This is a genomic window from Neorhizobium sp. T25_13 (genome assembly GCF_002968675.1).
GTDB lineage: Bacteria > Pseudomonadota > Alphaproteobacteria > Rhizobiales > Rhizobiaceae > Neorhizobium > Neorhizobium tomejilense.
Map to the genome: position 1 here is coordinate 91,096 of NZ_PVBI01000001.1, position 24,803 is coordinate 115,898.

General features: G+C 62.2%; 28 protein-coding genes and 1 pseudogene. 4 read left to right on the forward strand and 25 right to left on the reverse strand.

What is annotated here, in order from left to right:
- Positions 1–9 precede the first annotated feature (9 nt).
- The 14 genes and pseudogenes from C5J22_RS00455 to C5J22_RS00520 form a co-directional block, all read right to left on the reverse strand.
- Positions 10–744: pseudogene (locus C5J22_RS00455) on the reverse strand (glycerophosphodiester phosphodiesterase); the annotation flags it as partial.
- Between the two features lie 11 nt (positions 745–755).
- Positions 756–1,811 carry an ABC transporter ATP-binding protein gene (locus C5J22_RS00460; protein WP_105436680.1) on the reverse strand — a complete coding sequence of 352 codons (1,056 nt, stop codon included), beginning with the start codon at positions 1,809–1,811 and terminating at the stop codon, positions 756–758.
- A complete protein-coding gene (locus tag C5J22_RS00465; RefSeq protein WP_105436681.1) occupies positions 1,811–2,668 on the reverse strand; it encodes a carbohydrate ABC transporter permease in 858 nt (285 codons plus the stop codon). The genes C5J22_RS00460 and C5J22_RS00465 overlap by 1 nt, the downstream gene beginning before the upstream one ends.
- 2 nt (positions 2,669–2,670) lie before the next feature.
- On the reverse strand, positions 2,671–3,972 hold the full coding sequence (locus C5J22_RS00470; protein ID WP_105436682.1) for a carbohydrate ABC transporter permease: 1,302 nt from the start codon (positions 3,970–3,972) through the stop codon (positions 2,671–2,673).
- Between the two features lie 131 nt (positions 3,973–4,103).
- Positions 4,104–5,450 (reverse strand): extracellular solute-binding protein, encoded by a 1,347-nt coding sequence (locus tag C5J22_RS00475; RefSeq protein ID WP_105436683.1) that lies wholly within the window; start codon positions 5,448–5,450, stop codon positions 4,104–4,106.
- Positions 5,451–5,635: 185 nt separating this feature from the next.
- Positions 5,636–5,932: an addiction module antidote protein gene (locus tag C5J22_RS00480; RefSeq protein ID WP_046632528.1), complete on the reverse strand. Its 297-nt coding sequence runs from the start codon at positions 5,930–5,932 to the stop codon at positions 5,636–5,638.
- 1 nt (position 5,933) lies between these two features.
- The gene (locus C5J22_RS00485) at positions 5,934–6,221 is read right to left on the reverse strand and encodes a type II toxin-antitoxin system RelE/ParE family toxin (RefSeq protein ID WP_105436684.1); all 288 of its coding nucleotides are present in this window, start codon (positions 6,219–6,221) and stop codon (positions 5,934–5,936) included.
- A 42-nt stretch (positions 6,222–6,263) separates the two neighbouring features.
- Complete coding sequence (modC, locus tag C5J22_RS00490; RefSeq protein WP_105436685.1) at positions 6,264–7,325, reverse strand: molybdenum ABC transporter ATP-binding protein; 1,062 nt, start codon at positions 7,323–7,325, stop codon at positions 6,264–6,266.
- The gene (modB, locus tag C5J22_RS00495) at positions 7,322–8,023 is read right to left on the reverse strand and encodes a molybdate ABC transporter permease subunit (RefSeq protein WP_105436686.1); all 702 of its coding nucleotides are present in this window, start codon (positions 8,021–8,023) and stop codon (positions 7,322–7,324) included. Before modB ends, modC begins: the two co-directional genes overlap by 4 nt.
- Before the next feature lie 214 nt (positions 8,024–8,237).
- The gene (locus C5J22_RS00500; RefSeq protein ID WP_105436687.1) at positions 8,238–8,465 is read right to left on the reverse strand and encodes a hypothetical protein; all 228 of its coding nucleotides are present in this window, start codon (positions 8,463–8,465) and stop codon (positions 8,238–8,240) included.
- Positions 8,466–8,550: 85 nt separating this feature from the next.
- Positions 8,551–8,781 (reverse strand): hypothetical protein, encoded by a 231-nt coding sequence (locus C5J22_RS00505; RefSeq protein ID WP_105436688.1) that lies wholly within the window; start codon positions 8,779–8,781, stop codon positions 8,551–8,553.
- Between the two features lie 296 nt (positions 8,782–9,077).
- Positions 9,078–9,872 (reverse strand): molybdate ABC transporter substrate-binding protein, encoded by a 795-nt coding sequence (modA, locus tag C5J22_RS00510; protein WP_105436689.1) that lies wholly within the window; start codon positions 9,870–9,872, stop codon positions 9,078–9,080.
- A 108-nt stretch (positions 9,873–9,980) separates the two neighbouring features.
- A complete protein-coding gene (gene ggt / locus C5J22_RS00515) occupies positions 9,981–11,573 on the reverse strand; it encodes a gamma-glutamyltransferase (protein WP_105436690.1) in 1,593 nt (530 codons plus the stop codon).
- Between the two features lie 129 nt (positions 11,574–11,702).
- Positions 11,703–12,665, reverse strand: coding sequence for a LysR family transcriptional regulator (locus C5J22_RS00520; RefSeq protein WP_105436691.1), 963 nt, complete (start codon positions 12,663–12,665; stop codon positions 11,703–11,705).
- 129 nt (positions 12,666–12,794) lie between these two features.
- On the opposite strand from C5J22_RS00520, the gene C5J22_RS00525 reads away from it, so the two are divergent.
- Positions 12,795–14,192 (forward strand): MFS transporter, encoded by a 1,398-nt coding sequence (locus C5J22_RS00525; RefSeq protein ID WP_105437159.1) that lies wholly within the window; start codon positions 12,795–12,797, stop codon positions 14,190–14,192.
- Between the two features lie 231 nt (positions 14,193–14,423).
- Positions 14,424–14,924, forward strand: a complete 501-nt coding sequence (locus tag C5J22_RS00530) for a MarR family winged helix-turn-helix transcriptional regulator (protein ID WP_172746464.1) — start codon at positions 14,424–14,426, stop codon at positions 14,922–14,924.
- Positions 14,925–15,009: 85 nt separating this feature from the next.
- Here the strand turns inward: C5J22_RS00530 and C5J22_RS00535 are convergent, their stop codons facing one another.
- The gene (locus tag C5J22_RS00535; RefSeq protein ID WP_105436693.1) at positions 15,010–15,825 is read right to left on the reverse strand and encodes a xanthine dehydrogenase family protein subunit M; all 816 of its coding nucleotides are present in this window, start codon (positions 15,823–15,825) and stop codon (positions 15,010–15,012) included.
- Positions 15,826–15,842: 17 nt separating this feature from the next.
- Positions 15,843–16,334, reverse strand: coding sequence for a (2Fe-2S)-binding protein (locus tag C5J22_RS00540; RefSeq protein WP_105436694.1), 492 nt, complete (start codon positions 16,332–16,334; stop codon positions 15,843–15,845).
- 420 nt (positions 16,335–16,754) lie between these two features.
- On the opposite strand from C5J22_RS00540, the gene C5J22_RS00545 reads away from it, so the two are divergent.
- On the forward strand, positions 16,755–17,339 hold the full coding sequence (locus tag C5J22_RS00545; RefSeq protein WP_105436695.1) for a UbiX family flavin prenyltransferase: 585 nt from the start codon (positions 16,755–16,757) through the stop codon (positions 17,337–17,339).
- A 32-nt stretch (positions 17,340–17,371) separates the two neighbouring features.
- Here C5J22_RS00545 and C5J22_RS00550 read toward each other — a convergent pair whose 3' ends face one another.
- Positions 17,372–17,878, reverse strand: coding sequence for a TIGR02444 family protein (locus C5J22_RS00550; RefSeq protein ID WP_105436696.1), 507 nt, complete (start codon positions 17,876–17,878; stop codon positions 17,372–17,374).
- Between the two features lie 62 nt (positions 17,879–17,940).
- Entirely contained in the window at positions 17,941–19,752 is a 1,812-nt protein-coding gene (locus tag C5J22_RS00555) for a methyl-accepting chemotaxis protein (protein ID WP_105437160.1), read from the reverse strand.
- 199 nt (positions 19,753–19,951) lie between these two features.
- On the opposite strand from C5J22_RS00555, the gene C5J22_RS00560 reads away from it, so the two are divergent.
- A complete protein-coding gene (locus tag C5J22_RS00560; RefSeq protein ID WP_105436697.1) occupies positions 19,952–20,332 on the forward strand; it encodes a VOC family protein in 381 nt (126 codons plus the stop codon).
- A 21-nt stretch (positions 20,333–20,353) separates the two neighbouring features.
- Here the strand turns inward: C5J22_RS00560 and C5J22_RS00565 are convergent, their stop codons facing one another.
- The 7 genes from C5J22_RS00565 to pcaD form a co-directional block, all read right to left on the reverse strand.
- Entirely contained in the window at positions 20,354–20,776 is a 423-nt protein-coding gene (locus tag C5J22_RS00565) for a type II toxin-antitoxin system VapC family toxin (protein WP_105436698.1), read from the reverse strand.
- Positions 20,777–21,031, reverse strand: coding sequence for a type II toxin-antitoxin system prevent-host-death family antitoxin (locus tag C5J22_RS00570; RefSeq protein WP_105436699.1), 255 nt, complete (start codon positions 21,029–21,031; stop codon positions 20,777–20,779).
- Between the two features lie 75 nt (positions 21,032–21,106).
- The gene (locus C5J22_RS00575; protein ID WP_105436700.1) at positions 21,107–22,177 is read right to left on the reverse strand and encodes a 3-carboxy-cis,cis-muconate cycloisomerase; all 1,071 of its coding nucleotides are present in this window, start codon (positions 22,175–22,177) and stop codon (positions 21,107–21,109) included.
- 33 nt (positions 22,178–22,210) lie between these two features.
- Entirely contained in the window at positions 22,211–22,828 is a 618-nt protein-coding gene (gene pcaG, locus C5J22_RS00580) for a protocatechuate 3,4-dioxygenase subunit alpha (protein WP_105422449.1), read from the reverse strand.
- 1 nt (position 22,829) lies between these two features.
- Positions 22,830–23,570, reverse strand: a complete 741-nt coding sequence (gene pcaH / locus C5J22_RS00585) for a protocatechuate 3,4-dioxygenase subunit beta (RefSeq protein WP_024163715.1) — start codon at positions 23,568–23,570, stop codon at positions 22,830–22,832.
- Complete coding sequence (gene pcaC / locus C5J22_RS00590; RefSeq protein WP_105436701.1) at positions 23,567–23,983, reverse strand: 4-carboxymuconolactone decarboxylase; 417 nt, start codon at positions 23,981–23,983, stop codon at positions 23,567–23,569. The genes pcaH and pcaC overlap by 4 nt, the downstream gene beginning before the upstream one ends.
- A 2-nt stretch (positions 23,984–23,985) precedes the next feature.
- Complete coding sequence (gene pcaD / locus C5J22_RS00595; RefSeq protein WP_105436702.1) at positions 23,986–24,780, reverse strand: 3-oxoadipate enol-lactonase; 795 nt, start codon at positions 24,778–24,780, stop codon at positions 23,986–23,988.
- Positions 24,781–24,803 lie beyond the last annotated feature (23 nt).

Consider the following 24,803-nt stretch of genomic DNA (forward strand, 5'->3'; position numbering starts at 1 on the left):
CGTTTCCCTTGGTCGCATCAGGTCCGGCAGGTCGGTGCAGATGCCGAGCACGGGCAGCGCCATGATGTCCTTCAGGACATCCGGCCGCTCCTCGTGCCAGAGCACGAGCTCCTTACCATCGCCGAAAGCCCTGTCGATCAGTTCCTCGGTCACGAATTCCTGCGGCGTGTCGCTCGCCTTTTCCCAGCAGAGATGCAGGATGTCGGCGCCGGCCGCCTCCCCTGCCGCATGCGGATCGTGGCCGACCCGGACCAGCACCGAAAGCGGATAATCGCAGCCCATCTCGCGCAGCTCGCGCACCTGGACGACATCGAAGGAGCCGAGGCAGGCGAAACGCTGGTCCATGTCCTTCAGGTGCTGCCAGCAGAGCGGGCCGGTGCCCGGCCGCTTCAGCTCGACGTAAAGGCCGCAACCGGTCTCCCGGCCGAGTGCGGCGACCTCCGCGAAACTCGGCACATCCGGCACCGCCTCGCGCAGCTCGGCAAAGGTCATGTGCGAGATGTGGAGGTCCCGCTGGAAGACGCGTTGCAGATGGTCGTCATGGGAGACGACGACCACGCCATCCGACGTCATCTGGGTGTCGAGTTCCCACATCTCGGCGCCGAGTTCAGCCGCGCGGCGAAAGGCGGTGAGCGTGTTTTCCCGTTCATGGCCGCTTGCGCCGCGATGGCCGATGCAGAATGGCAGCCGGCCCTTCCCTTCCGGCCAGCCGAATTTGCCGAAGAAGGCGGAAAAGTCGCGCATCGGAGCCTCCGTCACAATCTCTGTCCGTCTTCGGTGAAAACGAAGGTCGAGGCGCTGTCGAGGTTCCAGCGCACGCTGTCGCCCGGCTTCACGTCGTCGCGCACCGGCTGGATCGAGCGCAGCACGGAACCGTCCGGCAGAACGACGTCGTATAGGTTCTCGCGGCCTTGCGTTTCGGCAAACACGACCTTGCCTTCGACCGGTATACCTGCCGCCGTCCCGAAATGCTCCGGGCGGACGCCAAGGCTGAGCGCGGTTCCGTCCGGAATGCCGGTCAGGGTGGCGAGCGGCAGGTGCAAGCCGCTTCCGCCCAGCACGAAAGCCCCCCGCTGCGCCCGGCCCTTGAGGAAGGAGATCGGTGGATTGCCGAGGAAACTGGCAACAAAGGACGTCCGGGGATCCTTGTACATATCCGACGGGGTGGCAATCTGGACGATCTCGCCCGATTTCATGATGGCGATGCGATCGCACATCGACATCGCCTCGACCTGGTCATGGGTGACGAGGATGGCGGTGATGCCGGTTTCCTTCTGCAGCCGCCGGATTTCCGAGCGCATTTCGAGGCGCAGTTTCGCATCGAGATTGGCGAGCGGTTCGTCGAGAAGCAGCACGTCCGGCCGGCGGATCAGGGCGCGGGCGAGCGCCACGCGCTGCTGCTGGCCGCCCGAAAGCTGCGCCGGGCGCCGCCCGAGAAGATCTTCGATATGGACAAGTGCCGCGATATCCGCGACCTGCTTCCTGATGTCGGCGGAGGCAACCCGCTTCACCATCAGCGGGAAGCCGATATTTTCCTCCACCGTCATATGCGGATAAAGCGCATAGGACTGGAAAACGACGCCGACATTGCGCTCCTGGCTGGGCAGATGGGTGACGTCCCGGTCGCCGAACAGGATGCGGCCCGAGGTCGGCCGATGAATGCCGCAGACGGCAAACAGCGTCGTCGACTTGCCGCAGCCGGAAGGCCCGAGCAGCGCCAGCATTTCGCCGGAACCCACTTCGAGATCCATGTCCTCGATGACCTTGGTGGAGCCGAAACTCTTGGAAAACTTGTCGAGCAGGATACGCATCAGCCCTTGCTGCCTCCGCCATAGATGTTCATGAGATGCTTCTGGAAGAAGACATAGAGGATCAGCACCGGCACGACGTAGAAGACGCCGACGGCCTTGAAGGTGCCGAAATCGAAATTGTTGTCGTCGATGATCAGGCCCGCCAGATAGACCGACAGGACCTGCACTTTCGCGCCCGGCGCCAGCACCTGCGGCATGATGAACTCGCTCCAGCCGGTGAGGAACGAAAACAGGCCAAGTGCCATTACCGCCGGTTTGATCTGCGGCAGCACCAGCCGGCGCCAGACCGTGAAGCGCGAGGCGCCGTCGACGGTACCGGCCATCTCGATTTCCCAGGGCACGGTGTCGTAGAACCCCTTCATCAACCAGATGCCCAGCGGAAGTTCGACCGCAGCCTTTACCAGGATCACCCCGATCAGGGAATTGTAGAGGCCGATCCACTGCAGCACGATGAAGATGGCGATGATCAGCGTCACCGACGGAAAGGCGTGCAGCACCATGACGCCGGCGAGGAAAAAACCGCGTGCCGGCACGTTGAGACGCGACAGCACATAGCCCGCCATCGACGAGACCGTGAGGATGACGCCGGTGATGCAGCTTGCGAAGATGAAGGTGTTGAGCGTGACGAGCCAGATGTTCGGCTTGCCGGTCTTAGTCTCCCAGAGGAAACTCCAGTGGCGCAGCGTGAACTCGTTCGGGATCAGCGAACCGGCTTCCGTGTCACTGATCGTGTCGATGAAGAGATAGGCATACATCACCAGCAGCGGCAGGCTGAAAAGGCCGAGCAGCAGGATCACCGGGAGGCTCGAGAAATTCGCCGAGGTCGTGTTGGACGAGATTTGCGGTTTTTCGGCCATGCTCAATCCTCGATCAGCGGCTTGGAGATCAGCGTATCGTAACGGAAGATGCGCAGGTAGATGAGCGACAGGACGATGCCGACAACCACCAGCACCAGGGCCATGGCCGCGCCCAGCCCGTATTCCAGATTGCCGGTATAGTTGTTGAGCGCGGTGTGGTAGGCGGCGAGCGACCATACTTCGGTCGCCCGCCCCGGCCCGCCGCGGGTCGAGAGGAGGATTTCGTTGAAGGAGGCGAGAAGCGACAGGGTCTGGTAGCAGGTGACGAACAGGATCGGCCAGCGAAGCTGCGGCAGGATGACGTGGCGGACCTGTTGCCAGCGGCTGGCGCCGTCGACCTCGCTTGCATGGAACTGCGTCTGCGGGATCGCCTTGATGGCCGACGAGAAGACCAGCATGCCCATCGAGGCGCCGATGAAGCCGTTGATCAGGATCACGAAGAACCAGGCATTGTAGGCGCTGTCGAGCAGGTAGTTCTTCGGCGGATAACCGAACTGGCCCATGAACATCGAGATAAAGCCGCTGTCCCAGGTCAGCCATTTCCACATCAGCACGTAGATGACCACCGGCGTGATGCGCGGCAGCAGCCAGATGGCGCGGAAGATGGATGCAGTAGAAGCCGGCATGTAGTGGGTCGTGATGGCGAGGAAGAGCGCGTAGCTGACGTTGAACAAGAGCAGCGTCACTGAGACGTAGAAGGCGGTGTTGAGGAAGATCTGCGCCATGTCCGGTGAGTTGCCGATGATCCTGAAATTTTCCGTCGTCCACACCCAGCCGGTATAGGTGGCCGTGGCGACCGTCTCCTGTTCGGCCGGCGTCAGCGTGAAGCCGAGCTTCTTGAGGCTCGCCATCAGTTCGTCGCGGGTCTCGAACCGGGTATTCAGAACCGAGCGGTTGAAGAGGTCGGAGATCTGTTTGACCTCTCGGGTCGAGGGCCGGTCCTTCAGCGCCTTGATCATGCGTTCGGCCTCGCGGCGCGAGGGAAAAACTTCGCCCATGTGGCTGGTACGCAGTTCAGCGCCGAAACCTGCCTTGAGCTTCAGGGCCTCCAGCGCTGCAAGCCCCTCCTTATCGATGACGAAACGCGGCTCTGCAATCCCGCCCGCAAGGTCCGGCATGTCTGCCTTCAGGCGGTTGACGGCGCCTTGCGTGACCTGCCATGCGCCGCCGGAAATGCCGGTCGCGGTGCTCATATTGGTCATGGCGAAGATGGCGGTCAGGACGACCGGCATCAGGAAGAACAGGACGATCATGACCGCGGCGGGCGCGATCATCACCAGTCCGAGCGTTCGGGACGTTCGCATGGGTGAAGCCTTGGGAGACGGATCGGGTGTGGGCGGCGGAGCGAGCGCCGCCCACGGTTCGGGGCGAGGAGTTTCGCCCGGACAGTCCACGACTTATCCCGCCCTGTGCGAGCAGGGTAAGTCGCCTGGCATCAGCGGATGATGATCGCCGCGCCGAGTGTCGACTTCAGCTCGGTTTCGGCATCGTTGACTGCAGCATCGGCGGTCTTGGCACCCGTCCAGGAGGCTTCGAAGTTCTTCCACATGATCGTCCAGTACTTGCCGAAATCGGCATTGTTCGGCATGGCGTTGGCATGCGGCAGAAGGCGTTCGGTGGCTTCCGAAGCCCAGCGGTCGGCCGCATAGAGGTCGACTTTCGTTTCGGACGGCGAGATGCCGAGATGGGCGGACTTGATCGCATGCAGCGCATTGATGCGCGGCTCGGAGGCGATCTTGATCAGGTCGGCAGCGATCTGGGTTTCTTCTTCGGCATGGCCGGCCATCAGCAGGTAAGCGAGCGGATGGGTCAGCGTATTGGCCTTGCCGCCCTCGCCGGCCGGTACCAGCGTGAACTGGACGTTGGTGAAGAAGTCCTTCAGGCCCTCCTGGTTGACGAGACGGGCATAATGCCAGGTGCCGCCGTGCCAGATGCCGGCCTTGCCGGTGGCAACTTCCTTCCACCACTGGTCGCCCGGCATGCCGACATGGTTCTTCTTGGTGACGCCGGCCTTCACGAGATCGGCAAAATACTGGTAGGTGCGCTTCATCGCGGCCTTGTCGAAGACGAGCTTGCCTTCCTCTTCCATCACGCCGCCGAAGGACGTGTAGAACTGCCAGTAGTCCGGGCCGTTATTGGTGCGCGGATAAAAGCCGTAGCCGGCCTGGACGAGGCCCTTGTCCTGCATCTTCTTGGCGTCTTCGAGCACGTTCTTGAGTGTATATTCGCCCTTTTCGACCTTGGCCGGCAGTGCCTCGATATCGGCGTCCGAATAGCCGATCGCCTTCATGTACGGCTTCCAGAAGAAGAACGGGCGGGATTCTGCGTCCTGCGGGATGCCGTAGACGCTACCGTTGAAGGAGGTGATCTCCATCAGGTTCGGATAGATGTCGCTGATCGGCCAGCTGTCGAGGTCGATGAACTTCTCGACCGGAACGATGAGGCCGGCTTGCGCCCAGGGGCCGATGTCTTCATGGCCGGTGGCGACGATGTTCGGAGCCTTCTTGGCTTCGGCGGCGAGCGTCAGGGCCTGCTTGAAATCTTCCCAGCCGGAATAGGGCGTCTTCTGGACGATGATATTGAGCTGCTGGCCGCGGATGGCAGCTTCGCGCTCGAGAATATCGGCTGCGATATCGAAGGCATCGGTACGGTAGTTGTCGTTCGGCCCGGAACCGCCGGACCAGACGGAAATGGTGACATCCTTGGCGGACGCGAAGACGGCGGTCGAGGCAAAGAGAACGGCCGCAAGCGTGGCGGACTTGAGTATCGGAAGAACAGTCATGGTTTACTCCCCGAAGAGCGAAATGGCTTCTTCCGAACCCTGAAAGACCTGTCGGCCGAGGCTGCGGAAGCGCTGAAGATCATCAACAGGAAGCGGTCTAGCGGGGCTCCTTAACACCCGGATGACAAATGTACGCGTGTGCAAAATTTCTTCGGGATCGTTCTGCCGTCTGCTGGGACAGGACCCTATGCGGCTTCGTTGGCGGAAACCACCGTGACTCGGAGTCCGAGGGCCTTCAAGACACCGAGCAATGTGGAGAGCTTCGGATCTCCCTTGTCGCTCAGCGCCTTGTAGAGCGCCTCGCGGGTAATGCCCGCTTCCTTGGCGACATTGGTCATGCCTTTGGCTCGTGCAATGTTTCCAAGGACAACAGCAATGACCGCCGGGTCCCCATCCTCGAAGGCGGCTTCCAGATAAGCGGCGATTGCTTCTTCGCTGGTGAGGAATTCGGTCGGATCCCATTTGCTCGTTTCAATCGCCATGTCAGATCTCCTTCGCCATTTCGATGGCCAGTTGGATGTCCTTCCTCTGCGCGCTCTTGTCGCCGCCACAAAGGAGGATGATGATCTCACTACCTCGCTTCACAAAGTAGAGGCGGTAGCCGGGACCATAGTCGATGCGAAGCTCGCCGATACCGTCGAAGAACTTCGCATCTCCGAGCAGCCCAAGCCCGAGACGGTCGATCCGCGTTTGTATGCGGGCCTGAGCGCGAATGTCCTTGAGCGAACTGAACCACTTTGAGAAAGTTGCCGTTCTGCGAACCTCGACCATGTGTAATCTATAGTTCACACTCGACGTAAGATCAATGCCCGCCTACCGTTCCAGCGCCACCGTCTTAATCACCGCAAAAACCGGCTTTTCCAGCTTGAGGTCGAGCCGTTCGACGGAAAGTGCGGTGATGCGGGCGAGCACGGTATCTCCGCCGCAGCGGATGCGGACGCGGGCCATGCCGTCGCCGTCGGGCTCGATTGCGGCGATTATACCATCAAGGATATTGAGGGCGCTGAGGCCCTCCGGCCGCCGGGTGGCGACCATTACGTCCCGTTCGGGGATATGCACGCGGACGCTCCGGCCTTCTTCGGCATGCGCGTTGGGCACGACGATCTGCGCCTGCGAAAGCCGGATCGTCGCCAGCCGGTGCGGGATATCGATCGTCTCGACCGTGCCGGTCAGTACCGCGCCGGCATCGCGGCGATCCGCCGAAGGCATCGAGAGGACTTCCGACGGCGTGCCGATGGCCTCGACCCGGCCGTCCTTCATTATCACCACCTTGTCGGCAAGCCGCGCCACTTCCGAGACCGAATGGCTGACATAGACGATCGGCGTCGAGGTTTCGTCGCGCAGGCGTTCGAGATAGGGCAGGATCTCGGCCTTGCGCAGGTCGTCGAGCGCGGCGAGCGGCTCATCCATCAGAAGGAGACGCGGTGCGGAGAGCAACGCCCGACCGATCGCGACACGCTGTTTTTCGCCACCTGAAAGCTTCCCCGGTCGCCGGTCGAGCAGCAGGCCGATACCCAGCAGTTCGACAATCCGATCGAAATTTTCCGGCCGCGTAGTCTTGGGTGCGAACCAGCGGCCATAGGCGAGGTTCTGACGCACCGAGAGGTGCGGGAAAAGCCGGCTCTCCTGGAAAACGTAACCGAAACGTCGTTTGTGCTTTGGCACGAAAATGCGGCTTTTGGTGTCGAACAGCGTTTCGCCATCGACCAACAGCCGCCCGTGGTCCGGCTTCGACAGTCCCGCGATCACCCGCACCAGCGACGTCTTGCCGGAGCCGGAAGGCCCGAACAGCGCGGTGACGCCGCCATCCGACGTGAAGCCCGCGTCGAGAACAAACTCTCCCAGCGCCTGCCGTGCCTTAACGACGAGGGTCATTCGATATCAACCCTCTTGCCGACCAGATAGGCCAGGAACTCCGAGGCGAGCAGCGCTGCAAACGAGATGGCGATCGCCACCAGCGTCAGCCGCATAGCCCCGGCATCGCCGCCCGGCACCTGCGTGAACGTGTAGATCGCTGCTGAAAGGGTCTGGGTTTCACCGGGAATATTGGAGACGAAGGTGATCGTCGCGCCGAACTCGCCCATCGCCTTTGCGAATGCGAGGATCATGCCGGCGATCACGCCTGGCAGGATGAGCGGCAGCGTCACGGTGATGAAAACCCAGGCGGGTCCTGCGCCGAGCGTGCCGGCCGCCTCTTCCAACTTGCGGTCGACGGATTCGATCGACAGCCGGATGGATCGTACCATCAGCGGAAAGCCCATGACGCCGCACGCAAGTGCTGCGCCGGTCCAGCGGAAGGAGAGGACGATGCCGAGATATTCGTTGAGAAAGGCGCCAACGACGCCGCGTCGTCCGAAAAGGACGAGCAGCAGGAAACCGATGACGACCGGCGGCAGGATAAGCGGCAGGTGGACGATGCCGTTCAGGATCGACTTGCCCCAGAACTTTCCGCGGGCGAGCAGGTAGGCGACGAGAAGGCCGAACGGCAGGCTAACGATCATCGCGACGGCGGAAACCTTCAGGCTGAGCCTGATCGCGGTCCATTCCTCGTCGCTCAATGCCAGCCAGTCCAAACGCCGATCCCATCCGTAGCCGCCATGCAATATATCGCATTGGATATATCGAGACGGGTCTGATGGCTAGGTCCTGGCGGAAAAGTTACTGGAGGGTTCTGAAAAAGGCGTAGGGAGAGCGCCGGGTCTACCGTTGCTCTCCCTACGCCATCGCATTCACAAGATGATTTACTGAACGAAGGCCCCTGGAGCCTCGGTTCTCATGCGTGACGGGTTAGCGGTTGTCACGGGTCGTGTTGCCAAAGATCGACCGGCTTTCCTGGCGATCGGTATCGCGGATCTGGATGCTGCCGGTGCGGACGTCGTCCACATTGCCGCCGTTGACCCGGGCGGAAGCATGCGTCTTCGAGGTGCCTTCAAAATAGTCGCCCTCGGCAAGAGCCGAGCCTCCGAAGGAAGCAGCAGCGATCATGGCGGCGATAGCGGAGATGGAAGTCTTCATTGTCCTAGTCCTTTCAGAGTTCGTCCGGGGCTCAAGTTTGCGACCTGCCTGCCGGACGATGTTCGGTATCTTGAATGAGCTGCGGTTAGCGATTGTCGCGGCTTTCATGCTTGAAGATCGGCTGGTCGCCGCGATTGTCGTTGGCGCGAACCTGATCGATGCTGCCGGTCCTGACATTGTCGACCTTGTCGTTGGTCTGCACCGTTGCCTGTCCCTTGGTCGCACCCTGATAATAATCGCCTTCTGCAAGGGCGACGCCGGCGAAGGAAGCCGAAGCGATCATGGCTGCGGCGAAAGTGGAAAGTACTGTCTTCATTATCGTATTCCTCAGTTGCTAAACGGAGCCGTTTGGGAGCCGGCATCCGCTAGGTGGTATTAGGAAGCGTTGTCTGCTTCCGGTCATGGAGATGGGGAAACCCAATCGAGGTCGCTAGGGCATAATTTCCAAACGGAATGTTCGGGATTCGAGAACAAACGATCGCGTGAGACCGGTTGAAATCGAGATTCGGACAGCGCTGGGGGGGAGAAGCTCGCTGTTGGCAACGGCACGGCCGAAAACAAAAAACAGCCCAGAAAGGGCCGTTGCGACGCGCATTGCCGGAGTGCTTGCGGTTACTCCAGAACCGTAAAACCTTGCTTCTCGAAGAATGGCGCTGCCTTGTCCGACTTCAGATAGTCGAGATAGGCGGGCGCATCCTTGGACTTCGATTCCGACAGGATGGCGATCGGATAAATGATCGCCGGGTGGGTGTCGGTCGGGAACGTGCCGACGATGGCAACACCCGGATCGGCCGCCGCGTCTGTCTGATAGACGATGCCGTAGGGAGCTTCGCCGCGCGAGACGAACGCGAGTGCTGCGCGCGCACTTTCGGCGCTTGCGACGCTCTTTTCGACCGACGACCAGAGCCCAAGTTTTTCGAGCGAGGCCTTGGCGTATTTGCCGGCCGGAACCGCATTCGGCTCACCCATGGCGAGCCTGCCGCCTTTGAGCAGGCCCGCGAGATCGAAGCCCGGCCTTATGTCCACCGGCTGGGCGGCGTCCTTGGCGGCGACCAGCACGATCCGGTTGCCAAGCCAGTTGAACCTGGTGTCTTCCTTGACGAGCTTTTTGTCGGAGACATATTTCATCCAGTCGAGATCTGCCGAAATGAAGATATCCGCTGGCGCGCCGCTTTCGATCTGCTTGGCGAGCGCCGAACTTGCGGCGTAGGAAACGGTGACTTGCCCGCCTCCTTGGGTCGCCCATGCCTTGTTGGCGTTGTCGAGCGCGTTCTTCATGCTGGCTGCTGCAAAGACGGTGACTTTTTCCTGCGCTGCGGCGGGAGCGGCAAACGAGGCGATCGACACGAAGGCGGCTGCCACCGACCTCACCGCGAGCCTGATCCAGGAATGACGATCAATGTTCATGATTTCCTCTCCGATCCTTAAGCGAGATATTCCTTTGGATATCTCGCTGGCGAGGTTTTGACTAGCGTTATATCCCGCAAGATATCTTGATCGGTTGGTGGGGTTGGCTCAAATGCCGAGAGCCATGCCGTCCTTGCGGGGGTCGGAGCCGCCTTTCAGCACGCCTGTTTCCCAGTCGATCCAGATTGCCTGGGCCCCGCCCATGGCCGATTCCGGCGCCTTCACCTCGAAACCGCGCCTGGTGAACTCCGGGCCGATCGTGTTGCGCAGCCGGGCTTCCATTTCGACCTGATTGGTCCCGGGCAGCGGGAAGAGGCGCGGCAGGTCGATGGCGCTCTGCAGGTCCATGCCGTAATCGAAGACCTTTGAGAGGAAATGGGCATGGCCCATGGCCTGGTATTGGCCGCCCATGACGCCGAAGGGCATGACGGCACGGCCGTCCTTCGTCACCATGCCGGGAATGATCGTATGCATCGGCCGCTTGCCTGGCGCGATCGCATTCGGATGGTCCGGATCGAGCGAGAAGCTGAGGCCCCGGTTGTGGAACATCACCCCGCTCTTCGGATCCATGTGGCCGCTGCCGTAGACGAAGAAGATCGAGTTGATGAAGCTGATGGCATTGCGATCGCTGTCGACGACCGAGAGATAGATCGTGTCCTTGTGCGGCACTTCGTCGAAGGACGGCAGGTTGTCGATCGCTTTTTCGGGATCGATCATGGCGGCCAACTGCCTGGCAAGTTCGTCCGAGAACAGGTAATCGACCGGCACGTCGACCTTGGCCGGATCGGCGAGGAAACGGTTGCGCGCCGCATAGGCCAGGCGCGTTGCCTCGACCTCGACATGCAGGCGCTCAGGCGCCAGCGGATCGCCTTTGCCCGGAAAATGCGACAGGATGTTGAGGATCATCAGCGCGATGATGCCCTGGCCGTTGGGCGGGCATTCGTGGATTTCGTGGCCACGGAACGTCGTCTTGATCGGCGTCACGTATTCGCCCTTGGCATTGGCGAAATCTTCGAGCGTGTGCAGCGCGCCGATGCCGTTCAGGTAGCTCACCATGCCTTCCGCGATCGGGCCACGATAGAAAGCGTCCCTGCCCTCCCGGCCGATGGCTTCGAGCGTATCGGCAAGTTGCTTCTGATACTGGACCGAACCCGCCGGCGGCGCCTTGCCGTCGACGAGGAAGACACGGCTCGCAGCCGGATCGTCCTTCAGGATCCCTGCCTGGGCGGCAAGGTCGTGTGCCGTGCGCGGAGGCAGAACATAGCCGTCGCGCGCCAGCTTGACGGCCGGGGCCAGAATATCGGCCATCTTCATGCGGCCGTGATCGGTTACCAGCCGCGTCCAGGCATCCACCGCCCCCGGCACGGTGATCGTGTGCGGCGAGGTGCGGGTGAGGCTGGTGACGCCGAGCGAACGGAGATGTTCAACGGTTGCGGCAGCCGGTGCCCTGCCTGACCCATTATAGGCCAGCACCTTGTCCGTGCCGCCGAGCGAGAGAAGAGCGAAACAATCGCCGCCGATGCCGGTCGAGCCGGCTTCGACGACGCACTGTACGGCGCAGGCGGCAACCGCCGCATCGACGGCATTGCCGCCACTACGCAGGATGTCGATGGCGGTGAGCGTCGCCAGCGGCTGGGAGGTGGCGGCCATCGCAGTGCGGCCGACGGCGAGTGAACGGCCGGGTAATTCGAAATCTCTCATATCACCTCATCACTGAAAAATCGGGCTCAAGGCCCTATGGCGGCACAGCATTTTCCTCAACAGACCATGCCGGGCGCCTGGCATCAAGCCGTCATGTCTTGATTTCCGAAAGCTGGCCGCTTGCCGGGCTCAAGCCGCGATCTGCGAAATTCCCATCTTGCAGCCGGAGGCTTCGAGCGCCGCGCCGGCGACTTCCACGAAGAGGGCGCGGAACCATGAGGCACGGCTGTCGGCATGGTCGACGCGTCGGTAAAGCATGCTCACGGGCTCGGCCGGCAGGTTGATCGGCGGCAGGTCGATCGCCAGATTGTGGAGTTGGGCCATCCAGCGGGCGATCGATTCCGGAATGGTGGCGATGGCCGGCATGGCCCGAAGCGCCGTCGGCAGTGCCGAGAAACGCGGCACCGTCGCCACGACATTGCGGGTTTTACCGTGACCAGCGAGTGCTACGTCAATGCTGGTCGAGGAATTGCCCTCGAAGGAGACAGCGACATGCGGCGCATCGGCATAGGCGTCAAGACCGAGCGGTGCCTTGAGCTTGATCTGCGCGGGGTCGTAGATGCAGACGGACGACTGGGTGAAGAGCGGCGCGCGGACGTGCCAGGAGGGTGGCTCGCCATGCACCGCGACGCTGAAATCGAAGGCGCCGTCATCCAGCATGCGCGAAACGTCACGCCGTTCCGAGGCGACGCCGATCAGCCGCGATCCGGGCGAGAGCTGCCGCAGACGGGCGGCGAGCGGGCCAAAGAAAGCCGATTCGAGATTGTCGCACATGCCGACGCGGAACTCGCCTTCCCAGCTTTTGGGATTGAACGCGGCAGGCGGGCGGATCGCCCGTTCGATGTTTGAAAGCGCGTCCTCGATCACAGGCGCAATTGCCAGCGCTCGGGGCGTCGGCTGCAAGCCACGTCCGACACGTACGAACAGGTCGTCATCCAGCGCCTCTCGCAACCGCTTCAAGGCCGCCGACAGACCCGGTTGTCCGAGTAGCAGCCGCTCGGCGGCGCGACTGACGTTGCGTTCCTGCATCAGCACCGCAAAGGCCAGAAGCAGGTTGAGGTCGAACTTTCGAAGGGTCGCATCATTCATCATCGCCAGTAATACCTGACATGACAATTATCAATTTGCAATAGGTCACGAAGATGGACAATTTCTCGTTCCTCTGCCGGCCCGGTTCGACCTCCCCGCTCCGGGGGCAGCATGAACAAGGATTACAATCCCATGAGCAATCCTCAATTCCGAGGGGCTGCGGGGCTTGCATTGCTGCTGCTCTGCACCGCCAATTTTCTCGACGCGATGGATGTCTCCACAATTGGCGTCGCACTGCCCGCCATCCAGGCCGAGCTCGGCATGCAAGCCACCTCCCTGCAATGGGCGGTCAGCGCCTATGTGCTCGGTTACGGCGGCTTCCTGCTGCTCGGCGGCCGGGTGGCCGACATTTTCGGCCATCGCCGCGTCTTCCTCTGGTCGCTGGCGGTCTTTGCGGCGGCCAGCATTGGCGGTGGGTTCGTCGATAGCGGGCCGACGCTGATCGCGGCCCGGCTTATCAAGGGCATTGCCGCAGCCTTCACGGCACCCGCAGCGCTGGCACTTCTGCTGGCAGTCTTCGGCGAAGGTCCGCAGCGCGCCAAGGCGCTTGGCCTCTTCGCCTCCACCGGGGCCGCCGGTTTCGTGCTCGGCATGGTGCTCGGCGGGGCCGCGACGCTGATCAGCTGGCGGGCAACGCTGGTGATGGGCGCGCCGGTCGCAATCCTGACCCTGCTTCTCGCGCCGATAGCCTTGCCGCTCGACGCGCGCCGCACTGGGCCGCGTCCCGGCTTCGACTGGGCCGGCGCAATCACCATCACTCCCGGTCTGCTGCTTTTCGTGTTCGGCATCACCAATGCGGCTTCCGCCGGCTGGGCCGATATCTTCACCTGGGGCTCGCTGGTGGCCGCAATCGTGCTGATCATTGCCTTCCTCGCCATCGAAGCCCGCCATAAGGACGCGATGGTGCCGCTGGCGATGTTCCGCCGGGCTAGGCTCACCCACGCCAATATCGTCGGCTTTCTCTACCAGGGCGCCTATATCGGCTTCCAGTTCACCGCGACGCTCTACTACCAGGACGTCTATGGCTGGTCGGCCTTTGCGACCGGCTTCTGCTTTGCCGGCGCCGGTGCCTTCGTGATGTTCCTCGCACCTCGTTTCGCGACGCTTGCCCAGAACCGCGGGACGACCGGCTTCATGACGGCGGGCGTCGGGTTGCAGGCGATCAGCTACATCTTCTGGGTCCTGTCGGTCGGCCATATCGACCCGATCCTGCTCGTCATACTGTCGCAGATCCCGCTCGGCCTCGGTTATGCCATGACCTTCCCGTCTATCCAGGTCGCGGCGCTGGCCGATATCGAAGAGGATAAGTCGGGCCTTGCCTCCGGCATGTTCTTCGCCGCCTTCCAGATCGGCGGCGGCGTGGTGCTGGCGGCAACGTCTGCCGTGTTCAGCGGCGCTCCGAGCTTCGGCTGGGAACCCTATTCCGCCGCCGTCGCATTCGTCGCGACGCTCGCCGTGCTGATCACCCTGATCGCAGCACTTGGGCCGAAACCTTCGCCAGCCGTCGATCGATACCAGGCCGCCGAATAGATCTGCCCATCGACCTGAACCCCGCTCCCCCCGCGCCACTGCCTGGCGCGGCTTTTCTTTTGGTACCTGGACCCGGTCACAGATCGTCCCGCGACAGGCTTATGCCCCTCGCTTCGCTTGCAGTCCGCCCGGCTTTGTCGGACAATGGGTCAAAGCAAGGTAATTTGATATCAAACTATCTTGCTGCACTCCCCCATTCCGACTAGTTTCCATATGGGGAGGAATGCAAAAATGGCGATGGAAACATCGACGCGGCCGGACACGCATGCGGCATCCGCGGAAGGCGAGATGCTTGTCCCGGCCATGTTCCAGAATCTGATCGGCTATCATCTGAGGGTGGCGCAGGAGACCTCCTTCCAGGCGTTTGCCAGGGCGGCCGGCAAGGCGGATCTGAAGCCCGGGTGGTATTCGCTGCTGACGGTACTTGCCGAACGGGAGAGCATGACGCCGTCAGAGCTCAGCCGCATCTGCGGTCGCGACCGCTCGACGCTCACCTCAAGCCTCAAGGCATTGTCCCATCGCGGACTGATCGAACGGCGGCCGAACCCCGACGATCAACGCAGCTACAGCGTCCGGCTCACCGAAAATGGCCGCAGGATGCAGAAGCAGTTGCACGCGATCGCCGTCGTCTACGACCGCCGTCTTGACGAGATCGCCGGCAAGGACAAGGCGGTTCTGATCGCCGTACTCGGCCGGATCGCCGCGACCTTCGGCATGCCCCAGGATTGTTGAGGATACCGTATTTCGGTTGCGCGGCCTGCCGCAACGGTTTCTGGCCGGCGGATCGCTCCGCAGGCCTTTATCAGGGCATCTGCTCTCAAAGGATATGCGTGCCGCCGAGGTTCTGCACCGCGCGGCGGGTCATGACGGCGACGAGATGGGCGCGGTAGTTGGCCGGCGCGTGCATGTCACCCATCATCCGCGACGGGTCCATGGTGAGGCCTTCCAGCGCTTCGGCCGAAAAGCTCTCGGTCAGCAACGCCTCGGCCTCGGCCCAGCGGAACACCCCCTCGTTGCCGGCGCCGGTGATCGCCACGCGGATATTACCGTCCCGATGTTTGGCCACGAAGGAAGCAGCCATCGCATAGCGCGAGGCCGGATTGCGGAATTTCGCGTAACCGGCGATATCCGGGATCTTGAACTCGACGCGGACGAGAATTTCGCCTGGCTCCAATGCGGTCGTGTAGAGGCCCTGGAAATAGTCCTCGGCCGGGATTTCGCGGCGGTCGGTATGGACGATGGCATCGAGCGCCAGCACGGCGGCGGGATAGTCGGCGGCCGGGTCGTTATTGGCGGTCGAGCCGCCCATCGTACCCATATGGCGCACCTGGACGTCGCCGATCGAGCCGGCAAGGCCTGAAAGCGCCGGGATGGCGGCCTTGATTTCCCTGGAAGCGGCGACGACGGCATGTTTGGTCGCCGAGCCGATGATCACCCTCTCGGCGGTGACTTCGATTTCGGAAAGCTCCGGAATGCTGCGCACGTCGATCAGATGCGCGGGCGCGGCAAGCCGGCTCTTCAGCGTCGGGATCAGCGTGTGGCCGCCGGAGAGATAGGAGGGCTCGTCGGAATTGGCGTAGAGTTCGACGGCTTCGGCCAGGGTCTTCGGCTTGTGGTAGGTCGTTGCGTACATGGCGTGAGCCTCCCCGCTTATTCGGCCGCGACGGCGTGCGCCGCGCGATGCTTCTCGGCGGCGTCCAGCACTGCCTTGACGATGTTGTGGTAGCCGGTGCAACGGCAGATATTGCCTTCGAGTTCGTGGCGGACGGTATGCTCGTCGAGCATGCCGTCATGGCGGCGGATCATGTCCACCGAGGCCATGATCATGCCCGGCGTGCAATAGCCGCACTGCAAGCCGTGATGTTCGCGGAAAGCCTGCTGCACGTCATGCAGCTTGCCGCCTTCGGCCAGCCCCTCGATCGTCGTCACCTGGGAGCCGTCGGCGGCGACGGCAAGCACCGTACAGCTCTTCACGGCCACGCCGTCGAGATGGATCGTACAGGCGCCACACTGGGTGGTGTCGCAGCCGACATGGGTGCCGGTGAGGCCGAGATGTTCGCGGATGAACTGCACGAGCAGCGTCCGGTCTTCGACGTCGCGCGTCTGGGGCGTGCCGTTGACGGTGATGGTGATGCGGGACATGAGCCCCTCCTGTTAAAAATCGGGCGGCGAGAGCCGCGATGACAATGACAGCGACGGCGGTGCCGGCGGCGATATAGGACACACGGCTGAAAGGCCGCGCGGCCGTTGCCGCAGGCGCGACAGACGGTCCGGCAGCTTCAGGAGCCGCAGGGGAAATAGGTGCCGATGGTGCAGCTGACATGACTGGCGCGGCAACAGCCGCCGTCGCAATAGCCTCCGCTACTCCGGCATCGGCCGCATGATCAACCATCACGCCTCGCATCGCAAGCTTTTCGGAGAACTCAGGGGCGAGTTTTTGCCATGGAATCAGACCGCCGGGCGGCTGCGGCCGAACACATGCGAGCAATCGACCATCGCCGCATTGCGCCCATCGGAAAGTGGCGCTAAGGCGTCGCGGTAGATTGTTCAGGGAAAAGTCCCATGCGCCGCATCATCATCGCCATCACCGGAGCTTCCGGTGTCGTTTATGGCGTTCGCGCCCTGCAGCTTTTGAGGCAAGTCGAGGATATCGAGACCCATGCGGTGATCTCGCCCTCTGCCTTTCGCACCGCGATCGACGAAATCGACATGAGTGCCGACGAGATCAAGAGCCTGGCCGACGTACTCTATAATCACAAGGATATCGGCGCGGCGCTCTCCTCCGGCTCGTTCCGCACTGCCGGCATGCTTGTCGCACCCTGTTCGGTAAAGACGCTGAGCGGCATCGCCAATTGCTACAATGACGAGCTGATCGTGCGCGCAGCCGACGTCTGTCTGAAGGAACGGCGGCGTGTCGTGCTTCTGTTTCGCGAGACGCCGCTGCATGCCGGCCATATCGCCCTGATGGACCAGGCAACCCGCAACGGCGCAATCGTGATGCCGCCGGTGCCCGCCTTCTATTCGAAGCCCAACTCACTGGACGAGATGGTGACCCAGACCGTCGGCCGGGCGCTCGATCTCTTCGACATCCACTTGCCGATGGTCAAGCGCTGGAAGGACGGCCCTGGTTCACCCGGCCAGCACTGATCCAGCACTGATTTTGTGCTCCGACATTGACCTCAAAGGGCCGAGAGCGCGTTTTCGATCGCGGCAAGTGCCGTGGCGGTCCGCCCGTCCGGCTCCGCTCCACGGAAAAACATCACGACATTTCTGAGATTGCCAGCTGCATCGCCGGTTGAACCATCGGCTGTTATCAGCGCCTGCCCTTCGGCCTCCAGCACCGCCAGCTCGATCTTTTCCGAACTGAGCTCGACAGCCTTCACGCTGTTGCGCAGCGTTTCCGTCTCCTGGGTGGGTGCCGGATGCGGCCCGCTCTTCAATCGCCGGCGCACGGCGCGCAGCGGTTCGATCACCTCATTGCGCCAACCGGCGGCGAGTCCGTCGATGCGGGCGACCTCTGTTGGCGAAAGCGCCACGGAATTTTTTGCCAGCCAGGCGGAGAACAACAGCACCGGCACGTCGACGCCGCTTTCGTCCTGAAGCAGCAGGCAGGCTTCCCCGACACCGGGCGCACCATAAAGCCGCAACGCGAAATCCCAAAGTCCCTGCCCGGTCTCAGCAGCCATGCAGCCTCTCCATCGCCTTTCCACGGCTTATCAGTTTGGCGGAGAAACAGGCAAGCTTCGCCTCAGGCGGCGCGGCGACGCCGCTGAGGCTGGGAAGAGCCGGCGCCGAGCTGGAACTGGCCGACCATCTGGCGCAGTTTCGATGCCTCGTCGGCAAGGCCAGAGCTTGCAGCCGTCGTCTCCTCGACCATTGCTGCGTTCTGCTGGGTCACCTGGTCCATCTGGTTGACGGCCGAATTGATCTCCGAAAGGCCGGTCGACTGTTCGCGGGCCGAGCGGGCGATATCGTCCACATGGCTGTTGATCGTGACGATATAGCCTTCGATCGACTTCAGCGATTCGCCGGCGTCGCGGACATATTTCACGCCATGGCCGACTTCGACGGTCGAGTTCTGGATCAGCGCCTTGATTTCCTTCGCCGCGTTCGCCGAACGCTGGGCGAGTTCGCGCACCTCCTGCGCAACGACCGCAAAACCCTTGCCTGCCTCGCCCGCCCGCGCCGCCTCGACGCCGGCATTCAGCGCCAGAAGGTTGGTCTGGAAGGCAATCTCGTCGATCACCCCGATGATGTTGGAGATCTGGTTGGAGCTTTCCTCGATGCGGCGCATTGCCTCGACGGCGTTGGCGACAACTTCTCCGGAACGGGCGGCGGATGAATTGGCCTCCGCTGCAATCTTCCGGGTCTCATCAACCTTCTTCGATGCGGAGCTGACATTCGCGGTGATCTGATCGAGTGCGGCGGCTGTCTCTTCGAGCGAAGCTGCCTGCTGCTCCGAGCGGCGCGACAGGTCGCCGGCAGACTGGCTGATCTCCTGGGTTCCGCCATCGATCGCCTCGGCGCTGCCGGCGATCTGTGTCAAAGTTCTGGCGAGTTGGGCGATCGAGGTGTTGAAGTCGTGGCGCAGAGCTTCGAAGTCCGCCGAGAAGGTCTCGTCAAGCTGGAAGGAGAGATCGCCTGCGGCGAGCCGGCGCAGGCCGCCGCCAAGGCCGGATGTCGCGACGCGGAGCCGTTGGGACGCGTCGGCTTCGGCTTGTTCCTGCGCAGCGATGCGCTCCCCTTCTGACCGGTTGCGGGCTTCGATCGCCTCGTCTTCCAGCCGCTTGTTGCCGATAGCCGCCTGGCGGAAAATCTCCACTGCCGCCGCCATCCCGCCGATCTCATCCTTGCGGTCCATGCCAAAGATGGTCAGCGTCAGTTCGCCACCCGCGAGGCGCCGCATGCAATCCTGCAGGCGTTGCAGCGGGCCGACGACACCCGACAGCACCACCCGGATCGAGAAGCCGACCACGATCAGCGAAATCACGCCGATCACGGTCATCCAAACCGAGAGAGCGGCCTTGTCGTCCAACCCATCCTCGAAACTCTTGTGGGCGACATCGAGCTGCAGCTTGGTCAAAGCGTTCAGCGGTTCGGCGAGCGGCTCGATCGCCGGGTAGAGCCGCTTCGTCACATAGGTATCGAGGGCCGCCTGATCACGCTTGCCCATGATCGCCAGAAGCTCGTCGACCGCCTTTGTGGTTTCCGTACGAGCACCGAGATAACGCTGGACGAGACTTTTCTCCTGGTCGGTCAGGTGGGTTGCCTGATAGGCCGCCCAGTCGCGGTCGGCGGTGACGAGCGCCGCGCGGACCGTCTGCTCGCCCAGTTCCCAGCTGAACGCACCGCTACGCGTCTTATGGGCGGTATCGACGATGGTGACCGCATAGGCGTCGGAGACCGTCTTGATATGCGCCACGGGCTCGAGCCGATCCTCGACGATTGAGCGGGTGCGTGCCGACAGCGTATCCATTCCGATGAAGGCGACGGTCGTGGTTGCGGCAAGTGCAAGCGCAAGGCCGACGACGCTGGCGACAAGCTTCAATTTAATGGTCATCGGAAGATCCATTGCTGCATTGAGGTCATGGCCAATTCCTGTTGGCCCGCTATGATTAAGGATTGCGGAAAATACTGAGGATATGTTTAACGGCACTACCAGAGATGGCATCGGTTGCGTCTTTTCGCTCGGGACCGATGCCGCGTTTGACGAAAGACAGGCCGCAACGGTTCGGGATCTGGCATGAGGGAGATGGATTATGAAACTTGCGCATGTCGCGCTTTGGACAAGTGAACTCGACAGGCTCGTCGCGTTCTTTGAGGATATGTTCGGCGCCACCGCCAGCCCGCTCTATGAGAGCCGTCGGCGTGCTGGCTTCTCCTCGAAATTTCTCACCCTTTCCGAAGGCGCGACGATCGAGATCATGAGCGGCCCGTGGATTGCGCCGGAAGCGCCGCGGGAGCGCGCCGGTTACGCACATATGGCAATTTCGCTCGGCAGCCGGCAGGCGGTCGACGAGATGGCGACCAAGGCGGCAGCCATGGGCATCCTTCTTTCCCCGGCGCGCATGACCGGCGACGGGTTTTACGAGGCGGTGATCTCGGATCCCGACGGCAATCCGGTCGAGATCACCGAGTAGTGGAGCGCAAGCCTGGCCGGTTCAGCCTTGAAAAGTCCAGGGATTGAGGCAGGGCACGCCGAGCGGCTCGAAATCCGAGATGTTGCGGGTGACGACGGTCAGTCCGTGATGCAGCGCTGTCGCGGCTATCATTGCATCGGAAGAGGGGCGCTTATTCGGGGTCGGGAGGGTGCCGGTACGAAGAGCAATCATGGTATCGAAAGGCAGAATGCGATCAGCATAGCCGACAAGGACGACCTCGTTGATCCACTTTTCCAGATCATCTGCAAAAATCGGATTTCTATGCCGCTCCAGTTGCGCGCCGAAGCGCAGCTCCATGATCGTAATCGCCGACAGAAAACTTGCCTGGCTGTCGATCCCGTCCAGACATGCGCGGAATTCCATATGCTGCCGTTCCGGACGCCTTGAAGCCGAAACGACATTGGTATCGAACAGGAAGGCCATTCAGAATTCGACCTCTCGCCACTCAAAGTCCATCCTTGGAGGGTCGAAATCATCATCGGTTGCAGGGTTCGGATCTCGTAGTGCATCGAGTGCGCTCTTCGGCTTCGCCCACTTGGCCTCGAATTCCGCATAGGTCAGCAGCACATGCGTCGGCTTGCCGTGATCGGTGATGACCAACGGATTTTCGTTTGCCGCCTGCCGGGCCTTGCTCGGGTTTTGGTTGAATGAGGCACTGGTCATGTATGAGAGGGTCATCGGGACCTCCGGAGCGCGTCTAGCATCTTTCTTCGAAAATATACTAGAATTGCCCGTCCTTCAATGCAGATGCCGTCAGCCCTTGCCCAGCGATCTCACATTGCCGGCAAGTTCCGCTGTGAGCCGCAGTGCCGCGCCGGTCGCGATCACCATGGACGGCAGGATCAGCCATTCGAGCGTCCAGGCCGCACCTGAGCGCTCCTGCTCATGCACCATCGATTGCTGCATGCCGGAAAGCTGTACCGCGTTGAAACGTGCAAGCGATACCAGCACCTCGGCGGCCACCGGGTTCTGTTTGTGAGCCATCGCGGAGGAGCCGCCGCCGCCGGCGAGTTCCATTTCGCCGCCCATCAGCGCGAGCAGCGCCACGTCCTGGCCGAGCTTGCCGAGCGAGCCGGAAATCATTGTGAGGGTGTTTGCAAATTCCGCCAGCCGGTCGCGCTGGCTCTGCCATTGCGGCGCGTCGGTCAGGAACAGTTCCCAGGCCAGCGCCTTGCGCACCTCGGCGGCCTTGTCGCCTAATTTTTCGAGGCTGCCGGCCGCCCCGCCGAACTGCACGGCAAAACCGGTCTCGGAAAACGAGTCCAGCCGCTGGCGATGGCGGGTCAACGGTTCCTTCCAGGCACGGATACGGTCCGAAACGGTGATCGGGATCGCCGCCTGCATGCGGGTATGGCCCATCAGCCTCCCGCTGCCGAATGCCTGGTCGATGTCATCGAAAGCCTTCTCGAGGGCGGTGAGCCGCTCGATGAACAGAGAGCAGGCCTGCTTCAGGCGAATCATGAGCGCGGTGTCGATGACATCCTGGCTGGTCGCGCCGAAATGCACGTGCTTGGCGGCCTCGCCGCCGCCCGCCTGCTGTTTAACGGCATCGCGAAGCTGCTTGACGAGTTCGGCGACAACGACGCCGTCGCGCGCGGTGCCGTTTCGCAAGCCGGCCATGTCAGGCTCAAATGTCTGCAAGGCTACGGCAATGCGCTCCGCAGCCCCGGCCGGGATGATGCCGCAGGAGGCCTCGGCCTTGGCGAGGCCCGTTTCGAAGGCCAGCATGGCGTCGATCTCGGCTTTCACCGAAAACAGCTGTCCGGTCTCGTCGTCACCGACGAGACCGGACAGGAATGGATGCTCAAAAGCCGAGACGCTCATATCTACTCCTGGGCGAACCCTGATTCTTCCATCTCAGATATCGAAGAATATGGTTTCGTTTTCGCCCTGAAGATAGATGTTGAAGGTGACGGTATTACCGTCACGCTTGCCGATCAGGGTGGGAACCCGAACCCGATGCTCGATGCGCGACAGGATCGGATCCGCTGCATTGGCCTCTTCCTCGTCGGAGAAGTACATGCGGGTGTTGAGGCCGAGATTGATGCCGCGGGCGACGACCCAGAAGGTGACGTGCGGTGCCATCAGGCGGCCGTCGCGGAACGGCACCTTGCCGGGCTTGATCGTTTCGAAGGCGAATTCGCCGGTCGCCATGTCGCCCGGCTGACGGGCCCAGCCGAAGAAGTTCGGGTCGGCCTTGCCGCGCGTTTCCGACGGGCTATTATAAAAGCCGTCGGCATCCGCCTGCCAGATCTCGATCATAGCATCCTTGAGCGGCGTCATCGTGCCGTCATAGATGAAGCCGCGGATGGTGACGCGCTCACCGCGGGTCTGGTCGTTGACCATCGGGCCGGAGCCAAGATCGGTGTCATAGACGCCGGTAATGCCGGAAAAGTTCGGCGTGCAGCCGATATGGACATACGGACCCGCAGTCTGCGAAGCGGATTCCTTGAAGTAGGTGAGCGGCTGGACCATCTCAGTTGCCCTCTTTACGGTTCTCGAAGAATGTCGAGCGACGGCCGCGCAGGACGATATCGAATTTGTAGGCCCGCATATCGTGCGGGATGGTGTTCTGCATGTCGAGCGCGGCGATCAGGCCCTTGATCGCGTTCTCGTCCGGAATGGTCTTCACGATGGGACAAATCCAGATCATCGGATCGCCCTCGAAATACATCTGGGTGATCAGGCGCTGGGCAAAGCCATGGCCGAAAACCGAGAAATGGATGTGGGCCGGGCGCCAGTCGTTGACGCCGTTCGGCCACGGATAGGGACCGGGCTTGATGGTCTTGAAGGCGTAGCCGCCGTCCTCGTCGGTGATCGTACGGCCGAAGCCGCCGAAATTCGGGTCGAGCGGAGCGAGATAGGTTTCCTTCTTGTGACGGTAACGGCCGCCGGCATTGGCCTGCCAGAACTCCACCAGCGCGCCCGGAACGCCGCGGCCACGCTCGTCGATGACGCGACCGTAGACGAGGATGCGTTCGCCGAGGGCCATCTCGCCGGGCTTGGCGTAGTTGACGATCAGGTCGTTGTCGAACTCGCCGAGGATGTTATGGCCAAAGACCGGGCCGGTGATCTCGCTCTTGGTGCCTTCCAGCGAAATCAGCGCACGCTGCGGCGAGCGCAGCACCGAGGTCTTGTAGCCCGGCGTGAATGCCGGCGGATGCCATTCCCGGTCACGGGCGAAAAAGGGTGTGGTTTCTGGGGGTGTGTTCTTCATTTTTGCTCTCCCGCGGCCTTGTCCGCGTCCATTTCGGCATAAGTGGCTTTGGCGATCTTGAAGGCATGGTTGGCCGCCGGAACGCCGGCATAGATTGCCACATGCATCAGGGCTTCGCAGATATCGTCCTTTGTCGCACCCGTATTGGCGGTTGCGCGGATATGCATGGCGACTTCGTCGTGATGGCCGAGCGCCGCGAGAAGCGCGATCGTCACTATCGAGCGCTCGCGCTTCGTCCAGTTCGGGCGCGACCAGACCGTGCCCCAGGCGCCTTCGGTGATCATTTCCTGGAACGGTCCGTCGAACGGCGTCTGGTTCGCCTGGGCGCGGTCCACATGGGCATCGCCCAGTACCGAACGGCGAGTCCTCATGCCCTGAGCATAACGTTCCGATGGCGCGGAAGGATCGGCCATGTCTATTCCTCGAGCTGTTCGATGAAACCGCGGATCAGCGCGGCATGGGCAGCGGGCGCCTCGACGCAGGGAATATGCGCGGCACCCTCGATGATTTCGTAACGCGCGCCGGGGATCAGGTCGGCAAACGACTTGACGAGTTCGGGCGGTGTCGAGCCGTCCTCGCGGCCGACGATGCAGAGCACCGGCACGGCGATCTTCTTCGCGGCCTCGGTGAAATCCGCATCGCGGATCGCGGCGCAGGTGCCGCTGTAACCGGAGGTCGGCTGGCGCACCAGCATATTGCAATAGGCCTGGTAGGCGGCATTGTCCGGCCTGCGGAACGGCGCGGTAAACCAGCGCTCCATGATCGCGTCGAGAATGCTGCCGATGCCGTTCTGCTCGACGGCGGCAATGCGGGCCGCCCAGCTTTCAGCCGTGCCGATCTTGTGGGCGGTGTTGGAAAAGATCAGCGCCTTCACGAGGTCGGGCCGGGTGGCATAGAGGCTTTGGGCGATCAGCCCGCCGACCGAAAGGCCGCAGACGATCACCTGGCTGAGCTGCAGGTGGTCGAGCAGGCCGGCAAGATCGGCCGCGTGATCGGCGATCGAATAGGGCAGATTGCCAAGGCCGGAGAGCCCGTGCCCGCGCTTGTCATAGGTGAGGACCGTAAAATCATCGGCGAGCTTGGGCAGTTCGTGATGCCAGATGCGGCTGTCGGTTCCAAGCGAATTGATGAACACGACGACCGGCTTTCCGTCGCCCGCGCGCTGGATGTCGTAATGGATCACAATCTCGTTGATGTGTACAAACTGCATCAGTGCCTCCTCCCGCTTTGATA